Here is a 20,842-nt window from a genome sequence, read left to right as displayed (position 1 = left end):
GTTTTCATTTATAGCATAGTCCTTTAACAACACTGTTCTTTCCATTAACAACACAGGAATAGATACATGGCACTGTCAATTCACACTAACTATTCGTCGCTGGTTACGCAAACTAACCTGAACAAAACCAACCTTAGCTTGAGTACTAATCAACAACGTTTGGGCACTGGTTTGCGCATCAACTCTGCTGCTGACGATGCGGCCGGTTTGCAAATTTCTACTCGTTTGAACGCACAATCGCGTGGTATGGAAGTCGCTATCCGCAACACTGGCGATTCCATTTCGCTGCTGCAAACTGCAGAGGGCGCGTTCAATGAAACGACTGATATTTTGCAGCGTATGAAAGATCTTGCTACGCAAGCAGCGAACGATACCAATTCAGCGGATGACCGCACGTCACTCCAAACAGAATTCGACGAATTGGCTGCAGAAATTAACAATGTGTTTACCAACACCAAGTTCGCAGGCGAGAACCTGTTTACCGCCAAGTTTACTGCAGCCGTGAATTTCCAAATTGGGGCCAGCGCAGCGGAAACCTTGTCATTTGACATCAGCACTGAAATCGGCGATCTGGATACCACACTGAATACCGATGTTCCCGCATTGGATCTCAGCACTGCAGCACTTTCCGGTGCAGCTATCACCGCATTGGAAACTGCATTGAATGATGTGGGTTCTGTTCGCGCAATGTTTGGTGCAACCATCAACCGCTTGAATCACACCGCTAATAACCTGGCGAACATGAAAGACAATACTGACATGTCCAAAGGTCGTATTGTGGATGCAGACTTCGCTAAAGAGAGTGCTAACATGAGCAAAAACTCCATGCTGATGCAATCGGGTATTTCCATGTTGAAACAAGCCGGACAAATGCCGGGTATGGTGATGTCGCTGCTCGGTTAATGTACGGAGAACACGCATCCAGTATTCATATTTTCTTTTATCAACCTTAAGTCTCGACGCAATTTGGTCGCTTTAAGTAAATAGCAGGCAAACATGGCCAGCTTCGAAACAGGTTGTTACATTCACGTTTTACTTAGCACAGGAATAATTCCATGGCTCTGTCGATTCACACTAACTATTCTTCGTTAATTACTCAGACTAACCTGAGTAAAACTAACAACGCGTTAGGCACTAACCAACAACGTTTGGGTACTGGCTTGCGCATTAACTCAGCGGCTGACGATGCTGCTGGTCTGCAAATCTCTACACGTTTGAATGCACAATCACGCGGTATGGAAGTTGCCATTCGTAATACGGGTGATTCCATCTCCCTGCTGCAAACTGCAGAAGGTGCATTCAATGAAATGACCGATATTTTGCAACGTATGAAAGACCTAAGCACGCAAGCATCGAACGCCACCAACAGCGGTGCAGATTTGATTGCATTGCAAGGTGAGTACGATGAATTGGGTAAGGAGATGTCCAACATCATCAAAAATACCAAGTTTGCGGGCTCTAACTTGTTCAGTAACGGCACTACCGTTAACGGTAGCTTGGGTAAATTCTCAGCAGGTATGGATTTCCAGATCGGTGCCAGTGCAACTGAAAAACTGACATTGAACGTAAGTGCTAAATTGACTGCATTGGGTACTGCACTGGCTGCTGTATCTGACACCTATACTACCGCTGGTACTCCGGGTGTTGAATTGGCAACTACCCAGGTAGCAACTACCGCATTAAACACCAACGCAAACGGCAACATTACGTTGGTTGAAACTGCAATTGATGCTGTTGGTGAGTTGCGTGCATTGTTTGGTGCAAATATTAACCGTTTGAACCACACTGCTAACAACCTGGCCAACATGAAAGATAACACTGACATGTCTAAAGGTCGTATCGTGGATGCAGACTTCGCCAAAGAGAGTGCCAACATGAGCAAAAACTCCATGTTGATGCAATCGGGTATTTCCATGCTGAAACAAGCTGGCCAAATGCCTGGCATGGTGATGTCTCTGCTCGGTTAATTTGTATACACGACACAGAGCTGTCCAGCCAGATGCCCTGTTTTTACAGGGCATCTTTTTTCCTCGCTCAACCCCCGCAATAGTTTATCTGCAACATCATCTGCGTAATTTTACCTATTTCTTTATGCGGCATTTTCGTTAAGAATGCTGGAAGTTTTCGTAATACATGCCACACTGATTCACGTTATTGTTTAATTCAGATCAATAAATGCTGTTTTAATAATCATTTTTTCATTGCAATATTTTTTATGCAAAGTATTGTTAATTTGAGTGGATTTATTTAAGCAAAATTGTGAGTTTTTCTCGAATCGCCCTAAAAATGCGGACTAGCCAGTACCGAACTGGTGCAGCATCAATGTAGTTCGGAGTAAACCGCATGGATTATGAACACATCTCAGAGCAGGAACATCATGCCGAATGAGACCTTAATAGGCGATTCATCCACGACTATCGCTTGTATTACCATTAAAACCGGCCAGCCAGGTTGCCGCGCGTTTTTCTATCCCAGCATTTACAAATTGTTGGTGGTGGATGAATCGCGCAAGCAAAAATTTGATCTGGGTTATGCCGGTAGTCGTCTCTTGGAGCGCTTACTGGAATTTGCTGGCGATGCCGTTGGACGTGAGGATTTGATTGCCTATGCATGGCCCGAGCGCGTAGTGGGGCAGGGCAGTCTCAATCAACAAATTTATACTCTGCGTCAAATCCTGGGTGATGAAAAAGCACGCAAAATTATCCAAACACTGCCACGCCGCGGTTATTTATTTCACCCTGATTTTGTCAGCCGTTCGGCTGACACTGTGCCTGCGGAATTATTTGTTGCTGAGGTTGTTGCAACTGATGTGCAATCCGCTGTGATTGAAGACGATCAACCGGCTGCGTTTTCAAGCAACATATCGCCAACTAAAAGTGTAACAGAGCAGGATTCAGCAGCGCCTGAACTCACTACTGCAAATGTATCTGCTGAACCGGCTATTAATTATGCCGCGGCAGCTGTTATTCATACTCCCACGCACAAACCATTCAATTGGCCGCTCATGTTGGCTGGTGTTCTGGCATTGGGGTTGGGAGTGGGTACGTATCTTTTTTATCCTAAGCGCGCAGGCGTTGATGTACCGGTTCACGAACAAATTAATGTTGGTGAGTTGGGTATAGTTTATGCGGGAGATAACCCCGAGCGCTTGGAAAATTTAAAAGCGCGCACGCACAAATTAACCATGCGTTTGGTTAAAGTGAGCAATGTGCCGGGAACTATTTTTTGGCGTGTAGCAGGGACTTATTATGAAGCCCTGTGTGTTTCCAATAATGCTATCGGAAAAGCGCTTACCGTCCATGAAGATCAGCTCGAAACAATTACTGAAGAACAACTGCGCGCATGCTTTCCTGATTAATGCATGCGCTGTGAATAAAAATACTGTTGTACAAGGAAATAGTATTTTATTCAATCAATTGGTAGTAGGGGCTGCAACTAAATCATTACTGGTTGCTGAATAGTCAACGCGTGGTTGGGAATTATCAAACAGCTCGTGATACAACTCTTCTGCTTGTGCCGTTAGCAATAAAATTTCGATTCGGCGGTTTGCGCCATCTTCCGGTGCGTCAGGTTTGAGCGGGGCACCATCTGCCTGCGCAGTAACTTGAAGTACTGATGTAGTTGGTAAACCGTTATCCACCATCACATTGCGTGCACGCAGCGCACGGTCACCCGATAAATTCCAATTGTTGTATCCCTTTTCCATCTTGTAGGGCGTTGCATCGGTATGGCCGCTGATAATTAATTTGTTGTTCACTTTGGCTAAAATGCCAGCGAGATTGCCGAGCAATACCTGGAAGTGGGGATTGAGTTTTGCACTGCCGCGTTCAAACATAAAACGCTGGGCATCATCTTTAATTAAAATGCGTAACCCCTGTGGGACAATCTGTACTTCAACGTTGGCTTTTGCATCCAATTGCAATGCGAGAGATTCCATTAATTTCGCCAGCTCGCGCAAATCATAGCGGCCTAATTGTGCATCGCTGTTGATGTCGGTAACACCCGCCTGTTCGCCCATGGTGGATGCTTTTGTTTCCGAAGTGCTGCGTGGGCGAGAAGCTTCATTGCTTTGGTCTTTGCGCGAATTCACCATTACCGGCATGCCATCCAGATCCAGCGGTGTTCTACTGTTGCCATCAAAAACACCGGCACCACCGTCGACTAATGGATTTACCATCATATCGGCAGCCATAGTGCGTGCTTTGTTTTGCGGTTGGATTAACCAGAGCACCATAAACAACGCCATCATTGCCAAGGTGAAGTCAGCAAAAGCAACTTTCCATGCGCCGCCATGTGCATCGTGACTATTTTTTTTGGAACGACGTTTGATGATTATCTCGTGTTCCTGGGTTCCGTTGCCGCGCTGTTTCATGCTGCGTCCCTTTCATCCTCATAGCGGTTAACCCAGGTCTCCAATTGGCGGAATGCCGGTTTAACATCCTGCTCAATTAATTTACGGCCCGCGTCCACTGCTAACAAAGTAGGTTTACCGGCGACGTGCGCAACCAATGTTGTGCGCACACATTCAAGTGCGGAGAGTTCGGTTTTTACGCGTTGCCCCATGGCGTTGCTGAGAGGTTCCATTACGCAATAGCAAAAGAAAATGCCGAGGAATGTTCCTACCAACGCTGCTGCAACGTGCGCACCAATTTCAGAGATGGCACCGTCAATATTCCCCATGGTGATAATGATCCCCATGATGGCCGCGAGAATTCCGAAGCCGGGCATTGCTTCACCAATTTTGTAAAGTGAGCGTGAAGGTTGCAGCAGGGTGTGTTCCATTGCTTCCAGTTCCTGCTCCAAAAATCCTTCCAGTTCGTGTGCGGTGATTTTTCCCATCGCCATCAAGCGGAAATTGTCAGCGATAAAAGCCATCAGGTTTTTTTCTTCTTGAATCAGTGGGTACTTGTTGAATAGCTCACTTTGCTGTGGTTCTTCAATGTGTTCATCAAGTACCTTCAAACCACCGACATCAACCATTTCCAACAATTCATACAGCAGCATTAACAGTTGACGTTGAAACTCTTCACCGCGACGTTTTAATTGGAAAACCCCTTTGATTTGCGTGCACATTTCCAGGAGCACTTCTTTGGGATTGCCGACAATCAAGCTACCAATGCCGGCACCCAAAATAATAAGCGCCTCCGCTGGTTGCCACAGAACAGCAAGCTCACCGTGAGCCATGGTGTAACCACCGAGAACACAGCTGATAATAACAAAGACTCCAATAACTTTTTCCACAATAAAATTCTCTTGTTGCTATCCGGCGGTTAATAACTAGATCGAGTGATTAATGATTTAGTGAATGTGTGTTGCCAATTTACTTTTTGCCTGTCAGGTAACGGCTTGCTTTAGCGATAGCCTGTTTACTTAATTGGCAGACCCGCGCATCGGTGAGATCCAGAACCAGCGCGATCTCTTTTAAACTTAATTCCTGTTGGTAGTAGAGCATCAGGATAATTCGCTCGCGCTCATCCAATTGGTCGAGCGCCTGGGTTAATAAACGCTCTTTGATAACACGGTCTTCAACACCTGAGTGGCTTTCAATGAAATCTTCGTTACCGTTTTGTAATAGCTCATCGAGGCTCTCGATAGACTCACCCGCATCTGCTTGCAAATACGCGAGATATTGTTTGTCGCTCATGCCTGTGTGTTTCAGGATTTCTTCGTCGGTCGGCACTCGCCCAAGTTGACGCGCGAGCAGGCGGATCGCATCGCGGGTTTTGTGCGTGTGTTGGCGCACCTGGCGCGGGCGCCAATCCTGACGACGCAATTCATCCAAAATTGCACCGCGTACACGCAAGCTGGCAAAGCTGGCGAATTGCTCATCTGGTGCGCCGTAGCGGCGTAAACTTTCCAGCAAACCCATCAAACCAATTTGCTCCATGTCCTCGCGGTCGAGCACTTGATTAGCTTGTAGTGACAATTGGTTAACAATGCGTTTTACCAGCGGCAAATATTGCATCAACAAGGTTTGCTCAACCTTGGGTGCAAAAGCAGCGGGAACCGCTCGCTCCGGGTTGTAATCAAAATCAACAGCGCAGGTCGCGTTCATAGTCAGGCCTATTGCACAATTAATTTGCTAACCAGCACATGCGCAAAAGGCGCTACGATTTTTTTGCTGGCAAAGTCATCGAGTAGGGTGTTTTCCAAATGAGTCTGCAATTCATTAATTGGCATAGCGCGCAATTGTGAAAATGTCATTTGTGATAATTTTGCTACTACTGAGCTGCGTACCATAGGGTCGAGGCTTTCCAGCTTTTTCGGGTCGGTTTTTTCTTCTGCTTGCAACACCACGTCAAATACAAAATAGTGTTCACGGCCATCTTCTTGCAGACTGACAATAATTTTTTCTACCGTATGGAACACAAACTCTTTTGCATCGCCTTTTGCAATGTTGCGATCAATAGGTGCATTAGGATCATCTGGATTGATTGCTGTCGCAGGAGCTTGGGCTTGTGCACGTATAGACGTAAACATGTTGTAATTAATGTAAACACTGCCTAAAGCTATGACTGTGTTCAGCACTAACATGATTAAAACCACTCGTGTCATCGACATAAAAGTCTCTCTATTCCCAGATGTTAATTAGAAAATTAAATAAAAAGTTAAATTACACAGTGACCAGGATGTCGTTGTGTGTTGTGTTTTTTCCGGAAGAAGTGGTTTCCGCACTTTGGTGGTTTTGTGTTATTTGCTCTTCATTCCATTGCGCACTCTGCTGCTGGGAATGACGTTGACCGCCATGGTTGTCACTGGAAACTTGTACATTTACTTGCACGAATTGTTGGTTCACTAATTCCTGGCGCAACCGGTCGCTGGTTTGTTGCAGTAAGCGGGCGACATCACCTTGCGAGGCAGAGATTTGTACCGTCAATCGGCCGGACTCATGGCTGAGGAAAATTTCCATGCTGCCCAATTCAGGCGGGTCCAAACGAATAGTTGCGTTTTGTTGACGATGCTGAAGTTGTAAGCCAACGTTTTCACGCAGAGTTTGCAGCATTTGCTCGCCCCATTTGGCTTCGGTGCCGTGCAGTTTGAGTGTGCGTTCTGGTACTGCGTCAGTGAGCGTTTGGTTTGTTGCGTTGCTAATAGACGATGCTGCACCATCATGGCTTTGTGCTGGTGCAATGCCACCTAAACGATCTGTGAGTGCATTGGTAATTGCGTTTTTAGTTTGGTCAACAGCTTGATCTGCTGTTTGATTAACAGCGCGCTCGGCTACGGCATTTGTTGAAAAACCCGGTGTTGGGTCGTTGGCAGAATCAACAATCTGCCCGTTAATCGCAGCTTGGGTATTGTCGCTATCACCGGTGTTGGTGATAACAAGTGTGGGGTGTGCTCGCGATTGTTTTTGTGTGGCAGACTGATCCAGCTCTACAAGCGCTTGTTGATCCAATGACTGTTTGAAATCTGGTGCTTTATTTGCGCTGACTGACAATGATAGATTTGGCTGAATGTATTGCGTTTGGGTATCAACCGTGGTTGTCTCCAAAAATTGTTTTTGGGTGCTAACTATAGTTGCCTGCACGTCTTGTTTCCGAACCATATTAATATCGTCAATTGCTTGAGACAAATCACGCGCTTGTAGCTGGGCTGACTGTTGGCCCAGCATATTGAGAATCCATTCTTCTGCTGCGGCTGTGTCTTGTCCGGTTTGTTGGCTATTTTCTTCACCGATTGCTGGTAATTGTCCTGCATCAGTTGCAAGCGCATTGTCGGCAAGATCAATCGTAAGTGCGTCGACAAGTACTGCATCAGGTTGTGCCAGATCTGCATCCTTTAATCCCGAAGCACTTTGTAATTCAGTAGAAAAAACGCTTGCAGTATCCGCTTCAGTTTTATTGGTGTCTTGAGCTGCAGGGGTAGGGCGATTATTTGCACCTGTGCCCATAGCTTTGCTGTTGACTGGAGCTGTTGGGCTCATGGTGATTGCTGACTGAAGCATAAATTAATTCTCGTATTGCATTGCAAAGGTTTAAAGCATATCTACACGTGTATAAGCCGAACGGCCTTCGGCATATTCAAGCTGGGTGAGCAAGGTCTTGCGTAGTTTTTCGCACTCATCGACACAGGCGTCCAGTGCGCTGCCATGCAGGCGTTGCAATTGGCGTTTGAGCTGTACCAAGCTTTCGCTGGGTTCCTTGTGCTGCTCCATCTTGAGCAGCCACTCGTTTACTTGTACGTTTACCTTGCCAATTTCTTCCCAGTCTTGCGCTGCCAGTGCTTCGGCTAATTTGAGATAAGTGGCAACCAATTGCTCCTGCAATTTACGATCAATTTCTTGCTGCATTGACACCATCCCAACCTTCACGCAACACGCTGGTTAGATGTACGACTTCATCCAAACCTTCGAGCGATAAAGACACGCTTACCTCGGATAAACGATAAATGCAGTATTCGTAAAGGCGCGATAAACCAGCAACGACTTCACCACCGTTGTCGTAATCCAGTGCGCTATTGAGTCCGTTCAAAATGTTCAGGCACTTTTCCAGTGACTGGCCTTTTTGCTGGTAGCGCTTGTGTTCGATGTGCCCGCGTGCGCGGGATAATTCATCGAGCAGGCCATCGAATAACACCAGCACCAATTGGTAAGGTGATGCGCTGGCAGCGCGACTCTCAAGATCAACTGAGCGGTAAGAATCGTAAATTTCGTTCACTGGTTATATCTCGCAAAAAATTGTTAACTGACGTTCAGGCAATGCGCATTTATAAAACCGGTTAGAACAAACTGTAGGTCTGTTCCATAGCGGAAGTGATTTGCATCATGTTGGTGTATTGCTTCAGATAACGTGCGTATTGGTTGTCGTAAGTCGTTTGGATTTTGTCGAACTCTTCATCAATTTTGCGCAGAGATTGATTCAAGCTTTCTTTGCGCGCTTTTAAAGTGCCGCTGCTGCTGGTGTAAAGTGCGATATTTTTGTCGATGGTATCGAGCAGCGCATCTTTGCCACTGAATATTTTGTCCAGTCCTTCCGGATTTTCTGCGATAGCTTTATTGAAGCGAGTGCTATCAATGGTCAATTTGCCTTGGTTATCAGCAGTAATGCCGAAATCAATCAGCGTGCTGCCGCCAAATTGTTTGCGAATGACCTGGTTAAGCATGGATTCAATTGCACGTACACTTGAATCGCCCGCCAATGCACCTCGGTCGCTGGCGTTGGTGCCGCTAGTGGTTAATTGGTCGAAGGTGCCCATCAATGTGTTAAATGCAGTAACCAATTTTTGCGCTTGTGCAAGCGTTGCCGTTTTATCTTGTGCAACTGCCATGTTTACTGGTTTTTCGCCAGCCTGATGCGCTTTGTTAAAAGTCATGCTTACGCCATCGATAATATTGTCGAAGGTGTTTGATGCATTGGTAAGCTCAATGCCTGTCTCACCACCGAGGCGAACAATGGCATCTTTTGCTTGGCTCAGTACCCGCGGGCCAGCCAAGGCAGCATCAAACGCGCCGCCGCTAGTACCGCTGGTAGAAAAACTCATTTCATTTTCTGCGCCGGTTTTTTCACTGGCTAATACCAGGGATACCTGCCCATTACTGCGCACTAAAGTCGCTTTCACACCGCTGTTGTCTGTTGCGGCGTTAATTGCGGCGGCTAATTCCTCAAGCGAATTGGTGCCATCGCTGTTGCTGTCGATGCTGCTTAAATCGATATCAAAACTTTTTGAACCCTGGGTGATAGTGAAGGTACCGCTGGTGTCGATATCGCTATCTTGTAATCCTTCAAAGGCAACCTGATGGCGCGATGCCAATTGCTGCACAAAAAAATCATAACTGCCTGCTACCGCTTTTGAGCTTACGGTGGCAGTGGCGTAATCAGAGCTACTGAAACTGGCAGTGTTTATTAAAACCGAACTGTTTGATCCAACACTCTTTAAACTTTTTATTGTTGATGAAAAAGTTTTTAGCGCGCTTTCAAGCGCTGTAACTGCACTCAATTTGCTTTTGTAATTTGCTTCGTTGCGATTGGCTTTTGTAGTAGCCGCTTGTACGTCAAATTGCGCGAGCTGGGTCGCCATAGATTTCGCGTAGTTAGTATCAATTGCCATAGTAAAAGCTCCTGTTAATAGGGTGATAGCAATAACAATGCCAATGGCGGAAGCCTGTATTCATGCGGGTTTCAGGCAGAAAAGCGAGAAGATTAACTTCCGCTTTGCGCTGTGCACTGAACACTGTGCGCACCATGCGGAAGTAATATTTCCGCATCTGTGCTTGCGTCCGTTACTGGCAGTGTTTCGCGTAAAAAAATCGATTTATCGTTTGTTCAAGGCGACGAAAAATGCGCTTTGCTTAAACGATTAAGGTCAAATGAAAAATGACTTATAGATGGGATGAAAACGCTGCAAAAATGAAATAAGCAGAAAATAAAAACCGTTTCATTGCAGGTGAATCAGGCGTGCGATTGATACTGAGGAATAACCGGGTAGGAAAATTAATAAAACTGTGGAGTATATAAGGGGCTGTCAGCGCCGACATTTAACAACTTGGATAAAATATCGTTATGCATTGACAGCAATTTTCCATTGCGTTCATTTAATTCTTTGCATTCGACAACAAGGCGGGTGAGCTGCGCCCATTGTTTTTGTAAACGGTCGCCGCGTGGAGCAGGGAAGGCCGAGAACAATGTTTGCATTGCCTGGTTGCCTGCCATAATGCCGAATGCAGTAATGATTTTATTGCGACGTTGTGCACGGGTACGCAACTGCTCAATCAATTGATTGATTTGCAAATTGAGTTGATCAATTTGTTGGCAGTCGCGCAGCAATAACTGCGCGTAAAGGTCTTGCATTAGCTTACGCAATACAAGGTAGTCTTCACTGTCCTGCTGGATGTCTTGTTCAATGACATCCAGTAGTTGTTCGCGTCGGCTCACGCCTCACTCCCACGATGATGGCTCGCCATCAGCTTCGCCAGGGTTGATGAGTCGATGGACAATTCACCGCGTGCCAGTGCCTGGCGGATCGCCAATACTTTTTCCATATTTACATCGGGCAGTTGACGCATGGCGTCTTGCAATTGCTCCAGGCGCGGCTCAGCAGTTGCATTACTGGCGGCGCTGGTATCCAGAATATTGGCATCGAGTTTGGTCGATTCCACTTTGGCAGGTGCATTGGTTGCGGATGCACTGTCAGTTGGAGTGCTATAGCCGGGTTGTAGCTGCCGGGTAATTTCCATAATGGTTTCCTGCGTCGTGTTTTGCGTTGGTGATCTGTTCGTTTTGGCCGTAAAGGTCCGTTACTAGACTAGGGCGACCGCACCAACGCCAGACTTAAATAAAAATTTAACTATTTTTTACTCTATTTGTTCCAGGAGCCTTTGCCACTGCTCAAGGCGCATTGCTGCGCATCCAGGATTGCGCCGCAAGCCCGTCCTGAATTTTCTGTTCTTGCTGCCCCAATATCTGTTGCCACTGGGTCATTTTGTTGTCGATCACATGGGTGACGGCCTTTTCGCTGCGCATCGCCGCCATGAGTTCATCGCGGATGCGGCTCAGGTTTTGTTCGGCTATCGACAGTTCCCGTTGCTGCAGCTCGACCATTTTGTGCAAGGTCATCTTGTACTGGTTTTGGTTGCTGCGCTGCAGCGGAGTAGTCATAGGCACAGTAAAAGTACACAGGCGGCTGAGGCCGGTGATGTTATTGCGATAGCGCTGGCAGAGATTCTGTTGGTACGTCACTTGCCCCAGCATTTGCTGCACCTTGTGGTTGCGCAGGCTGGCAAGGCGCGAAAGAAGTTCGATTTGCTGTTTCATCGTTATCTAACCGGTTTATTTGATGATGCTTTGCAAGGTGGCGACGCTTAATCCGAGATCCGCGCCCGTGCCCACTTCCTGCCGCAAAAATCGCTCAATCGATGGAGCCAATTGCACCGAGCGGTCGGTTTTGCTGTCCATGCCGGGGGTGTAGCCGCCGAGTGGAATCAGCTCTTTGATTTTTTCGTAGGTGGTATAAAACTCTTTCAGCGCGCGTGCCGCGCCTTGGTGTTGCGGGCTGGTAACTTGCGTCATGCAGCGGCTGACCGAGGCCGCAATATCAATCGCCGGGTAGTGGCCGACATCCGCCAAATGGCGTGAGAGAACTATATGGCCGTCGAGAATCGCGCGCGCGCAATCCACAATTGGATCTTGCTGGTCGTCACCTTCGGCCAATACCGTGTAGAGCGCGCTCAAGCTACCGCGACTGCTTTCACCATTGCCCGCGCTTTCCACTAATTCCGGCAACATGCCAAATACTGACGGTGGATAACCTTTGGTTGCGGGCGGTTCGCCGAGTGCGAGGGCGATCTCGCGCTGCGCCATGGCGTAGCGGGTGAGGGAATCCACTAGCAGTAAAACGTCTTTGCCTTGATCGCGAAAATAGGCGGCGATGGTGTGGCACAACTCGGTTGCTTTGAGGCGCATCAATGGCGATTCGTTGGCGGGTGCAACCACAACCACGGCTTTGCGCAAGCCGTCTTCGCCGAGTGAATGCACGATAAATTCTTGCACTTCGCGGCCACGCTCGCCGATCAAACCCACCACCACAACATCGGCTTTAGTTTGGCGAGTAATCATGCCGAGCAATACGCTTTTGCCCACACCGCTACCCGCGAACAGGCCGACACGCTGACCTTTACCGAGTGTGAGCATGGCGTTGATTGCGCGTACACCGACATCCAGTGGTTCTTCTACCGGGCGACGTTTTAACGGATTTACGCGCGGTAATTCGGTGGCGAGGGGATCGCGCCCACTGAGTTTGCCGAGGCCATCGAGCGGTTCGCCCAAGCCATTGAGCACACGCCCGAGCCAGGATTCATCGATCTGCAAAACCGCCTCGTCTTTCGCAGGAAATACGCGCGAGCCGGAGTTAAGACCCATGGGTTTTTTGAAGGGCATGAGGTAGGTGATGTCGCGGTTAAAGCCGACCACCTGTGCATCTAACATAGTGCCGTCGGCCTGCTCCACGTAGCAGCGCTGCCCGGTCATGCGGCGGCAGCCGAGGCTCTCCAGCAACATGCCGGATACACGCACAAGGCGGCCACTGACTTTGGCGAGTTGCACGCTATCAAGCGAGCGCAATGCTTCATCAAGCTTGAAGCGCTCCAGCATTCCGGGAGTTGAGGTAGGACGGTTATCGTCCAACGCATCGCTGAGCATTACCACTTCACCGGTCACGGGTTATACCTCGGATAAATGCAGATGTTGGGCGAGGGTATCGACGCAGGAATCCAGCCGCTGTTGGCAGCCGATATCCGCTTCCGCCTGATCCGTCACTACACGGCATTCACCCAGTGCTAGTTTTTCGTCGGGTATTAATCGCCAAGCCGCAGCGCGCTCCGGCGCAATATCTTTAATGCGCGCACATTCTTCCGGGTTGAGCAGAATGTGAATATCGCCCTGTGTTGATGGCATTGAGGCAAGTGCTTCATCAACCAGCGTGAGCAGTTGGGTTGGATTTAACGTGAGTTCGCAGCGAATCACTTGCTGCGATACTTTTTTCACCAGCTCTAATAATTCCTGACGGCGTTTTAATTCAAAATCGCCGAGAAAACGATGCACTTGATCGCTGATATGCGCGAGTGGACGGCTCGCTTCATCAAACGCCGCGCGCCCTTGTGCACGGCCCTCATCAAAACCTTGATGAGCACCTTCAGCGCGACCTTTTTCAAAACCTTCGCGCAAACCAGCTTCCTGACCTTGCAGCAGACCTTGCTCGTAACCTTTTTCAATCCCTTCCTGAAATCCGTCAGCAACGGCGCGTTGTACCGCAGCCGGATCACCCGCCCAACTTGCCGCTACTTGAGTGGAGCGAGGCGGGAATCTGTAAGGGCGCCACTGGCGACCTTTGGCACTAATTACCTTGACCGTCATGCTGGCGTCCTCACTCTACTGTTTGCTCGCGGAACAACTGCACTTGCAGTTCGCCATTGGCGGCCATTTCACGCACCACACCCATAATATCTTTGCGCACTTGTTCGATACGGCTCATGGGTACAGGCCCCTGGCGACGATTAATCGATTCCATCTGCTGTGCCATACGCTTAGGCATAGCACCTTGAATTGCGCGTACCAGTGCAGGCTCTGCACCTTTGAGTGCAACCACCCATTCTTCCAGCGGAATAACTTCCAGTAGTGTCATCAACACTTCCTGGTTTTGACGCGAGAGAATAAAGAAGTCGTACATCTCGTCTTCAATTTTTCCAACCAAATCTTCGCTGTGCGCGCGCAGTAATTCAAACATCTGGTTACGGTCGCCTTTAAAGCGATTCATGATGTCTGCCGCTTGTTTTACACCGCGTACTTGTGATCCTTGATTGGAGAGAACCGAAATACTACGCTCAATTAATTGTTCCAATTCCTGGATAACATCGCTGTTCACTTCGCTCAAATTCGCGATGCGATATAACAGCTCGTCCTGCGTTGACGCCGGCATACATTCGAGTACTTCGCTCGCCATTCCCGGCGGTAAAAATGCGAGAAATACGGCTTGCATTTGCGCGTGTTCTTTCGCAATTAATGCGGCAAATTGCTTTGGATCAATCCATTCCATTTTCGCCATTTTTGCGCGAATTTCTTCACCGTAAATACTGTCGAGCAAACCGCGGGTGATGTCGCTGCCGAGCGCTTTACCCAGCATGCCGGAGAGGTAAGAACGCGATGCACCCTTGATGCTACTTTGCTCTTTGTAGTCCTCAAAAAAACGGCCGATTACTTCCGAAACCATCGGCTGTTTTACGTTGCTCAAACGCGCCATGGCCTGGCTGATTGCCACAATTTCTTCGCGCGAAAAATGGCTTAATACGCCCGACGAAGTATCGTCGCCCATACTCAACATGAGTATCGCCGCTTGCTCAACCGAGCTGAGAGTACGGGCGCGAACTTTAAGTTCTTTGCTTGGTGATGATGCAATTTCATCAGGCTGGATTGAGGTCACGATCATTTCTCCCTATCCATTGTTTGATAACTTCCGAGACGCGCTCGGGATCATTTTTCGCCAGCATTTGTAAGTGTTCGATTTGCAATTCCAAACCTGAACCCGGTGCAGGCAGGCGAATTTCCGATAGTGGATTTAATTCGCCGAGAATATTTCCGGAACGCGCCACTTCACTTGGGCGCATCAATAATGGCTCACCTTGGTTGCCCGTCAGCGTGACATTTTGTTCTTGCTCCAATGCTGCTGTGCGCTGTTGATTGTTGCCAATTAAATTGCGCAGTGCAGGGCGCACCACCATAAATAGCAACAGCAAACTCACCAGGCCAAACACTGCTATTTTCAGCATTTCCATCAGCCAGCTGCTTTGCCACCAGGGCACTACATCTTCAATGACTTCGGCAGCAGCAAACGGAAATACGCTCAGGGTTAACAAGTCACCGCGCTTTTCATCAAAACCAACTGCACTTTTCACCATGGCTTCCAGATCGGCGCGCGCTTCCGGTGTCCAACCACCTTCCGGTGCGCTGGACCCATTCAGTACCACCGCAACGCTTTGACGACGCAACGCAAAAGGTGCGTGTTTTACGTGCGTAATATTTTGGTCGTAATCCATTTGGCGATTGGATTCTTTGCGCAGCGAGGTAGCACCTTTATTTTCAGTTTCAGGTGCGCCGTTATTTGCTTGCTCACCTTCCGGTGGAGTCGGGTCTTTCATAGGGCGATTGGAGAGTGAACCTGGAACGCCTAACGCGAGTTGGTCGAGCACACTTTCATCGCGCACAATTTCATTGCGCAAATGGGGTTTTTCACCGTAAGACTGCAGGGTTTCTTCGCGCTGTGCGAAATCAATATCGGCAGCAACACTGATGCGGTAATTGCCGTGACCCAGCACCGGTGCGAGCACTTCTTCTACATTGCTAACTGCTTTGCTTTGGTAGTCGTCGACCATTTCCCAATTTTGCGATGGTGTAGACGCAAGATTAATTCCGCGCGATAAAAGCACGCCGTGCTGGTCAACCACGCTGATATTTTCTTTCGGCAATTGCGGCACGCTGTTGGAAACCAGATCGACAATTGCGGCAACTTGTTCGGGTTTCATTTTGTAACCCGGTGTTAGTTGCAGCATGACGGATGCTTTGGCTGGGTCGCGTTTGCTGATTACGAATGAACTGTTTTCTTGCAGTGCGAGATGCACGCGCGCCATATCAATCCCTTTCAAGGTCATGATGGTTTGCGCTAATTCGCCTTCGAGGCTGCGCTTTAAGCGCACATCCTGCACAAACTGGCTGGTACCCAGTGGCTCTTCTTTATCGAATAATTCATAGCCCGCGGGAACGGCAACTTGCACGCCTTTGGCGGTGAGCAACATGCGCGCTTTAGCGAGCTGATCTTCACGCACCATAATTTGGCCGGTTGTAGGATGGAGTTGATAGCCGATAGCTTCTGCATCCAATACTTGCATGACTTCTGCTGCGGGATAGGCCTCACCTGCACCATACAAAGGGCGGAATGAACTCTGGTCGCGCCATAAATAAAATACAGTGCCGACTGCAACCAACGCAGCGAGCAAGGCGAGGGCGCCGAGCATAAAGCGCGGGTCCATTTTTGCCCCGCCGAGGGGCAATTTATTTTTAATTAATTCCAGCATCTTCTAGTGCTCATGTTGTGCAAGTGAAATCTGCAAATGAAAATGCACGCATTACATCTGCATTCTCATGACTTCTTCGAACGCGTTAGTGAGTTTGTTGCGCACTTGTAGCAACGCCGTAAATGACACGCTTGCTTTTTGGCTTTCAATCATTGCGCCAACCAGATCTTCACTTTGTCCGCTATCGACTGCCGCCATCAGTTCGCTCGCCTTGTGTTGTTGCGCATCAACTGAATGCAGCGCGGTTTCAAATGCATTAGCAAAACCCGCTTGTGGTTGCTCGGCGTTGAATAGCTGCGCCGGTTTGATTTCTACATTTTCCTGAAAGGTTTTGATTTGCTCCATGCGTCCGAGCAGATCGCTCTGCACTTGCGTAATTGAATTCATTGCCTCTTCTCCGTGCCAGTTGCCTGAAAAAATGGTGATTACAGCGGAATCTGAATGCCTTGCTCGCGCATGGCATTCAAACGGTAACGCAGCGCGCGCGGGGTCATTCCCAAGCTCTCTGCCGCTTTGGTTTTGTGTCCGCCAAAATGGCGGATAGTGTCGATAACGTGCTGGTACTCGGCCCACTTTCCACTCGCGCGCAATGCCGCTTTGCCACCTTCGATAATGGCCGCGGGTAGGGATTGGTTTGCAGTAACAGGTGAGGGAATTACAGTCGAATTGATTGTTGTTTGTGTTGCTGGTTGTGGTGCAGGAGTATGCAAGCCAAGATCTTGCGGTTGAATAAACAAACCGTTACGCATGACCAGCGCACGCTGCAAAATATTTTCCAGCTCGCGCACATTGCCCGGCCAGTCATGGGCAATTAATGCGCAACAAGCCTCTTCCGTCAGCAAATTTTCATTGCGTTCGTGGGGTGCATATTTGCGGATAAAACGTTGCGCGAGTGGCAGCACATCGTCTTTGCGTTCGCGCAGTGGCGTAATGTGCAACGGCAGCACATCCAAGCGGAACATCAAATCCGAGCGGAAGCGGCCTTCAGCTACTTCTATTTGCAAGTCGCGGTTAGTGGCGGCGATGATGCGTACATCCAATTCGATTTCCTTGCGGCCACCCAGTCGTTCGACTTTGCGCTCCTGCAATACCCGCAACAATTTCGCTTGCAATCCCAAGGGCAGCTCGCCGATTTCATCGAGCAAAATTGTCCCGCCATTAGCTAGCTCAAATTTGCCGGGTTGGGCACTGGTCGCACCGGTAAATGCACCGCGTTCATGGCCGAATAAAATGGATTCCAGCATCGGCTCGGGAATGGCCGCGCAATTTACTGCAATAAAAGGTGCGTTAGCGTCTGCCGAAAAACGGTGGATGTAGCGCGCCATCAATTCTTTACCGGTTCCGGTTTCGCCGGTAATAAGGATAGGAGCGCGGGTTGGTGCAACGCGCTGCGCCATCGCTAACAGACGACGACCAGCCTGTGAGCAAGTAACAAAACTTTCTTCGGCAGTCAGCGCCGACTCGTGGCGCTTGAGCAGCGCGGCCAATTGGCCTTCGCTAAACGGGGACAATAAATAATCAACACAACCCAGCTCCAATAATGCAGCGGCTTTTTCCTGATCGGCGTATTCCACAATCGGGATAACACTGATGTTGCCCAAACTGCGCAACAAACCGCCAACTTGTGCAAATAGAAGATGGGCGGGCAAATTGCCCACAAACAGAAATACCAGGTTGGCACCGGCCAACTGGGCGCTATCAATCTGGCGACCTTGGGGATAGCTGCTTACCTGACAACCCTGGCGTTGCAGTCCACGGGTCAACAGGCTGTAACTGCTGTCCGCAACCTGACCTTGCTCGTGTCCGCTATGGCCAAGCACGACAACGCGACAAGCGGAAGATGTCTGCTCGTCGATGAGGTAATTTTCTGTCTGAACGGTTAACTTCACTGTGATTTACCTGTTCGTTCATTATCTGTCCTGCTTCTTTAATAACCGGTTGCGGTGATTAAGGCAGGCAGCAAAATTGGATCGGTTAGCGTTTAAGTTGTGTCTGGATCAAGTCGCCTTTCTGGTTCCGGCGGACACTGCTTCTATATAAGTACTCTATATAGGAGAAACGCATAACAATTGGTTTTGGCGACTATTACCAGTTCGCATACGAAACATAGCAGTGGGTCGCAAATTCACTAAATCAATTAAAATCAAATGAAATCAATGTGATGTAATTCATATCAAAAATCTCTTTTGATATCTTTTGATTTAATTTCCCAAATTTCGCCTCCTATACTCGGCCCTTATTGTCACCAGCACCCGCTTGCATTTGGCTTGGGGGTATGAAGATATTAAGGAAGGCGAACCCTCCATGAGCGCTAATGCAAAAGTCCAACACAATGTTGCTGTCGATAGCCTGACGCGCTTAAAGCCGCAGAAGCTGGGACGGCACTATCACAAGATTCCGGTATATATCCGCGAGCTGACGAGTAAGCATCCGCGTATTCTCAGCGATTATTTTTTGCGCAGTTACCGGATTAATCTCGAACTCATCAAAGTGGTTGTGCATGAGCAACGCGGTGCGCCGGCTGAATGCGTTTATCGTTCGGCGCTGGGGAAGGTAGGGTTTTCCATTGACCGGCCACTACTGACCGAAGTGTTGGAGTGCTACTACGGTGGGGTGGTATTGCCCACCCAGGACACTCCGCCAGTGAGTACGTCCGAGCAGCGCATGCGTAGCCGGATGGGTATTGATATCGCGCAATTATTTGCTCGCACCATCCTTGCCGGTTCGACGTTTGGCAACCTGAGTGCACATGACAGTACCTACGATGAAATCCAGTGGGAGTACATCGTCGAGTTCCAATACACCAGTCATCTGACCAATAACCAGTCATCCATTTTTATCTACATGGATAACCAATTGATCGATGAGCTGACCAGCAGAATGGCGAATCCTTCGCCAACCCCTTTGCTGGGCAACCCGATTGAGCAGATCAAACAATTGCCAGTGCAACTCGACTGTGTGATTGCCTCACTGCAAATGCCTTTATCCCAAGTCCTTAAATTGCGCCTGGACGACATCATCATGGTGCGCTTGCACGAGCGCTGTGAAGTCATGATCAACCAGCAAAAAGTCTTTCGCGGTACCGTCTATGAAAATGACGGCGCCTTATTTTTAACTTCGCTTGAGAGCGTGAAAACATCATGAACAGTTCAATGACCGACAATGATTTTGACAGTCTCATTAACGACTCCGACCTGAACCTTGCGCCGATTGATGTGCAGGCCAGTTCGGCATATGCGCTCGAAGCACCGGCGCCATTACCGCAACAGGATTTGAGCTTCTTCGGCAAAATTCCGGTGAATGTCACGCTTGAAGTGGCCTCAACCGAAATTCCATTGAAAGATTTGATGGATGTGGATGCGAGCAGCGTGATTGTGCTCGACAAACTGGCAGGCGAGCCACTTGATGTAAAAGTGAACGGTGCGCTGTTTGCCAAAGCTGAAGTTGTGGTGATCAACGGCAATTACGGTTTGCGTATCGTCGAACTTAGCGGCACCAGCCTGAACGATCTCGCACAATGAAATTCATCAAACCATTCGTTGCCAGCGGATTGTTTATCGCCGCGCTGCTGATGCCGATGTTGGCACAGGCAGCCGGTGGTGATATTTCGCTGCTGCAATTAAATGATACAGAAACTGGTCAGGAACTGAGCGTAAAGCTGCAGATCCTGGTGATCATGACGCTGCTCGGTTTTTTACCGGCCATGCTCATGATGATGACCTGTTTTACGCGTTTTATTATTGTGCTCGCGATTTTGCGTCAGGCACTTGGCCTGCAACAAAGCCCGCCTAACAGTGTGCTGGTCGGCGTCGCCTTATGTTTATCCATGATGGTTATGCGCCCGGTAGCGACTGAAATTTATACGCAAGCTTACGTCCCATTTGAAAACGATCAGATAACGCTCGAACAAAGTCTCGGTGCTGCTAAAAAAACCATCAGTCATTTTATGCTCGCACAAACCAATCAAAACTCGCTGGAAACCATGGTGCAATTGAGTGGTGATGAAATGCCAGCCAACGTTGCCGATGTCGATTTTTTTGTGTTGTTGCCTGCATTTGTTTTGAGCGAATTAAAAACCGCATTCCAACTTGGGTTTATGATTTTTTTACCCTTTCTGGTGATTGATTTGATCGTGGCCAGTGTGTTGATGGCGATGGGTATGATGATGTTATCGCCGATGATGATCTCACTGCCGTTCAAGCTGATGATTTTTGTGTTGGTTGATGGGTGGACTTTATTGGTCGGTACGCTCGCCACCAGCGTTCAGCCTTTTTAGTCGGG

General features: G+C 48.6%; 23 protein-coding genes. 6 read left to right on the top strand and 17 right to left on the bottom strand.

Annotation, left to right across the window (positions count from 1 at the left end):
- Positions 1–66: 66 nt before the first annotated feature.
- The 3 genes from lafA (AAGC78_RS04265) to AAGC78_RS04255 all read left to right on the top strand — a co-directional run bounded on the left by lafA (AAGC78_RS04265) (position 67) and on the right by AAGC78_RS04255 (position 3,358).
- Complete coding sequence (lafA, locus tag AAGC78_RS04265; protein WP_435782794.1) at positions 67–903, top strand: lateral flagellin LafA; 837 nt, start codon at positions 67–69, stop codon at positions 901–903.
- Positions 904–1,055: 152 nt separating this feature from the next.
- Positions 1,056–1,967, top strand: a complete 912-nt coding sequence (gene lafA, locus AAGC78_RS04260) for a lateral flagellin LafA (protein ID WP_435782793.1) — start codon at positions 1,056–1,058, stop codon at positions 1,965–1,967.
- Positions 1,968–2,377: 410 nt separating this feature from the next.
- A complete protein-coding gene (locus AAGC78_RS04255; RefSeq protein WP_435782792.1) occupies positions 2,378–3,358 on the top strand; it encodes a winged helix-turn-helix domain-containing protein in 981 nt (326 codons plus the stop codon).
- A gap of 54 nt (positions 3,359–3,412) precedes the next feature.
- Here AAGC78_RS04255 and AAGC78_RS04250 read toward each other — a convergent pair whose 3' ends face one another.
- The 17 genes from AAGC78_RS04250 to AAGC78_RS04170 form a co-directional block, all read right to left on the bottom strand.
- Positions 3,413–4,372, bottom strand: a complete 960-nt coding sequence (locus AAGC78_RS04250; RefSeq protein WP_435782791.1) for an OmpA family protein — start codon at positions 4,370–4,372, stop codon at positions 3,413–3,415.
- Positions 4,369–5,241, bottom strand: a complete 873-nt coding sequence (gene motA / locus AAGC78_RS04245; RefSeq protein ID WP_435782790.1) for a flagellar motor stator protein MotA — start codon at positions 5,239–5,241, stop codon at positions 4,369–4,371. Before motA ends, AAGC78_RS04250 begins: the two co-directional genes overlap by 4 nt.
- A 79-nt stretch (positions 5,242–5,320) precedes the next feature.
- A complete protein-coding gene (locus AAGC78_RS04240) occupies positions 5,321–6,055 on the bottom strand; it encodes a FliA/WhiG family RNA polymerase sigma factor (protein ID WP_435782789.1) in 735 nt (244 codons plus the stop codon).
- An 8-nt stretch (positions 6,056–6,063) separates the two neighbouring features.
- Positions 6,064–6,561, bottom strand: a complete 498-nt coding sequence (locus AAGC78_RS04235; protein WP_435782788.1) for a flagellar basal body-associated FliL family protein — start codon at positions 6,559–6,561, stop codon at positions 6,064–6,066.
- A gap of 52 nt (positions 6,562–6,613) precedes the next feature.
- Positions 6,614–7,948 carry a flagellar hook-length control protein FliK gene (locus tag AAGC78_RS04230; protein WP_435782787.1) on the bottom strand — a complete coding sequence of 445 codons (1,335 nt, stop codon included), beginning with the start codon at positions 7,946–7,948 and terminating at the stop codon, positions 6,614–6,616.
- 30 nt (positions 7,949–7,978) lie between these two features.
- Positions 7,979–8,293, bottom strand: coding sequence for a hypothetical protein (locus AAGC78_RS04225; protein WP_435782786.1), 315 nt, complete (start codon positions 8,291–8,293; stop codon positions 7,979–7,981).
- A complete protein-coding gene (gene fliS / locus AAGC78_RS04220) occupies positions 8,277–8,660 on the bottom strand; it encodes a flagellar export chaperone FliS (protein WP_435782785.1) in 384 nt (127 codons plus the stop codon). The genes AAGC78_RS04225 and fliS overlap by 17 nt, the downstream gene beginning before the upstream one ends.
- 61 nt (positions 8,661–8,721) lie before the next feature.
- Complete coding sequence (gene fliD / locus AAGC78_RS04215) at positions 8,722–10,050, bottom strand: flagellar filament capping protein FliD (RefSeq protein WP_435782784.1); 1,329 nt, start codon at positions 10,048–10,050, stop codon at positions 8,722–8,724.
- A gap of 383 nt (positions 10,051–10,433) precedes the next feature.
- Positions 10,434–10,874 (bottom strand): flagellar export chaperone FlgN, encoded by a 441-nt coding sequence (flgN, locus tag AAGC78_RS04210; RefSeq protein ID WP_435782783.1) that lies wholly within the window; start codon positions 10,872–10,874, stop codon positions 10,434–10,436.
- Positions 10,871–11,176 (bottom strand): flagellar biosynthesis anti-sigma factor FlgM, encoded by a 306-nt coding sequence (flgM, locus tag AAGC78_RS04205; protein WP_435782782.1) that lies wholly within the window; start codon positions 11,174–11,176, stop codon positions 10,871–10,873. Before flgM ends, flgN begins: the two co-directional genes overlap by 4 nt.
- Before the next feature lie 151 nt (positions 11,177–11,327).
- Positions 11,328–11,753, bottom strand: a complete 426-nt coding sequence (locus AAGC78_RS04200) for a flagellar FliJ family protein (protein ID WP_435782781.1) — start codon at positions 11,751–11,753, stop codon at positions 11,328–11,330.
- Positions 11,754–11,768: 15 nt separating this feature from the next.
- Positions 11,769–13,154 (bottom strand): flagellar protein export ATPase FliI, encoded by a 1,386-nt coding sequence (gene fliI / locus AAGC78_RS04195; RefSeq protein ID WP_435782780.1) that lies wholly within the window; start codon positions 13,152–13,154, stop codon positions 11,769–11,771.
- A 3-nt stretch (positions 13,155–13,157) separates the two neighbouring features.
- Positions 13,158–13,850, bottom strand: coding sequence for a flagellar assembly protein FliH (gene fliH, locus AAGC78_RS04190; RefSeq protein WP_435782779.1), 693 nt, complete (start codon positions 13,848–13,850; stop codon positions 13,158–13,160).
- A 10-nt stretch (positions 13,851–13,860) separates the two neighbouring features.
- Complete coding sequence (locus AAGC78_RS04185) at positions 13,861–14,919, bottom strand: FliG C-terminal domain-containing protein (RefSeq protein WP_435782778.1); 1,059 nt, start codon at positions 14,917–14,919, stop codon at positions 13,861–13,863.
- Positions 14,894–16,561: a flagellar basal-body MS-ring/collar protein FliF gene (fliF, locus tag AAGC78_RS04180; protein WP_435782777.1), complete on the bottom strand. Its 1,668-nt coding sequence runs from the start codon at positions 16,559–16,561 to the stop codon at positions 14,894–14,896. Before fliF ends, AAGC78_RS04185 begins: the two co-directional genes overlap by 26 nt.
- Before the next feature lie 51 nt (positions 16,562–16,612).
- Positions 16,613–16,948 carry a flagellar hook-basal body complex protein FliE gene (gene fliE / locus AAGC78_RS04175; RefSeq protein WP_435782776.1) on the bottom strand — a complete coding sequence of 112 codons (336 nt, stop codon included), beginning with the start codon at positions 16,946–16,948 and terminating at the stop codon, positions 16,613–16,615.
- 38 nt (positions 16,949–16,986) lie between these two features.
- A complete protein-coding gene (locus AAGC78_RS04170; RefSeq protein ID WP_435782775.1) occupies positions 16,987–18,450 on the bottom strand; it encodes a sigma 54-interacting transcriptional regulator in 1,464 nt (487 codons plus the stop codon).
- A gap of 415 nt (positions 18,451–18,865) precedes the next feature.
- Between AAGC78_RS04170 and AAGC78_RS04165 the strand changes: the two genes are divergently transcribed.
- Genes AAGC78_RS04165 through fliP form a run of 3 tightly spaced genes read left to right on the top strand, consistent with a single transcriptional unit; the run spans position 18,866 to position 20,837 of the window.
- Entirely contained in the window at positions 18,866–19,705 is an 840-nt protein-coding gene (locus tag AAGC78_RS04165) for a FliM/FliN family flagellar motor switch protein (protein ID WP_435782774.1), read from the top strand.
- Positions 19,702–20,082: a flagellar motor switch protein FliN gene (gene fliN / locus AAGC78_RS04160; RefSeq protein WP_435782773.1), complete on the top strand. Its 381-nt coding sequence runs from the start codon at positions 19,702–19,704 to the stop codon at positions 20,080–20,082. The genes AAGC78_RS04165 and fliN overlap by 4 nt, the downstream gene beginning before the upstream one ends.
- A complete protein-coding gene (gene fliP, locus AAGC78_RS04155; RefSeq protein ID WP_435782772.1) occupies positions 20,079–20,837 on the top strand; it encodes a flagellar type III secretion system pore protein FliP in 759 nt (252 codons plus the stop codon). The genes fliN and fliP overlap by 4 nt, the downstream gene beginning before the upstream one ends.
- Positions 20,838–20,842 lie beyond the last annotated feature (5 nt).

The sequence above is a fragment of the Cellvibrio sp. genome, assembly GCF_039207905.1.
Taxonomy (GTDB): Bacteria; Pseudomonadota; Gammaproteobacteria; order Pseudomonadales; family Cellvibrionaceae; genus Cellvibrio.
The sequence above is the reverse complement of the archived record's forward strand: the minus strand, read 5'-3'. Positions and strand labels throughout refer to the sequence as shown.

Excerpts from the sequence above, each read along its gene's own strand:
- lafA (WP_435782794.1), top strand. The coding sequence starts at position 67 with ATGGCACTGTCAATTCACACTAACTATTCGTCGCTGGTTACGCAAACT.
- lafA (WP_435782793.1), top strand. The coding sequence starts at position 1,056 with ATGGCTCTGTCGATTCACACTAACTATTCTTCGTTAATTACTCAGACT.
- AAGC78_RS04255 (WP_435782792.1), top strand. The coding sequence starts at position 2,378 with ATGCCGAATGAGACCTTAATAGGCGATTCATCCACGACTATCGCTTGT.
- AAGC78_RS04250 (WP_435782791.1), bottom strand. The coding sequence starts at position 4,372 with ATGAAACAGCGCGGCAACGGAACCCAGGAACACGAGATAATCATCAAA.
- AAGC78_RS04240 (WP_435782789.1), bottom strand. The coding sequence starts at position 6,055 with ATGAACGCGACCTGCGCTGTTGATTTTGATTACAACCCGGAGCGAGCG.
- AAGC78_RS04235 (WP_435782788.1), bottom strand. The coding sequence starts at position 6,561 with ATGTCGATGACACGAGTGGTTTTAATCATGTTAGTGCTGAACACAGTC.
- AAGC78_RS04230 (WP_435782787.1), bottom strand. The coding sequence starts at position 7,948 with ATGCTTCAGTCAGCAATCACCATGAGCCCAACAGCTCCAGTCAACAGC.
- AAGC78_RS04225 (WP_435782786.1), bottom strand. The coding sequence starts at position 8,293 with ATGCAGCAAGAAATTGATCGTAAATTGCAGGAGCAATTGGTTGCCACT.
- fliD (WP_435782784.1), bottom strand. The coding sequence starts at position 10,050 with ATGGCAATTGATACTAACTACGCGAAATCTATGGCGACCCAGCTCGCG.
- flgM (WP_435782782.1), bottom strand. The coding sequence starts at position 11,176 with ATGGAAATTACCCGGCAGCTACAACCCGGCTATAGCACTCCAACTGAC.
- AAGC78_RS04200 (WP_435782781.1), bottom strand. The coding sequence starts at position 11,753 with ATGAAACAGCAAATCGAACTTCTTTCGCGCCTTGCCAGCCTGCGCAAC.
- fliH (WP_435782779.1), bottom strand. The coding sequence starts at position 13,850 with ATGACGGTCAAGGTAATTAGTGCCAAAGGTCGCCAGTGGCGCCCTTAC.
- AAGC78_RS04185 (WP_435782778.1), bottom strand. The coding sequence starts at position 14,919 with ATGATCGTGACCTCAATCCAGCCTGATGAAATTGCATCATCACCAAGC.
- fliF (WP_435782777.1), bottom strand. The coding sequence starts at position 16,561 with ATGCTGGAATTAATTAAAAATAAATTGCCCCTCGGCGGGGCAAAAATG.
- fliE (WP_435782776.1), bottom strand. The coding sequence starts at position 16,948 with ATGAATTCAATTACGCAAGTGCAGAGCGATCTGCTCGGACGCATGGAG.
- AAGC78_RS04165 (WP_435782774.1), top strand. The coding sequence starts at position 18,866 with ATGAGCGCTAATGCAAAAGTCCAACACAATGTTGCTGTCGATAGCCTG.
- fliN (WP_435782773.1), top strand. The coding sequence starts at position 19,702 with ATGAACAGTTCAATGACCGACAATGATTTTGACAGTCTCATTAACGAC.
- fliP (WP_435782772.1), top strand. The coding sequence starts at position 20,079 with ATGAAATTCATCAAACCATTCGTTGCCAGCGGATTGTTTATCGCCGCG.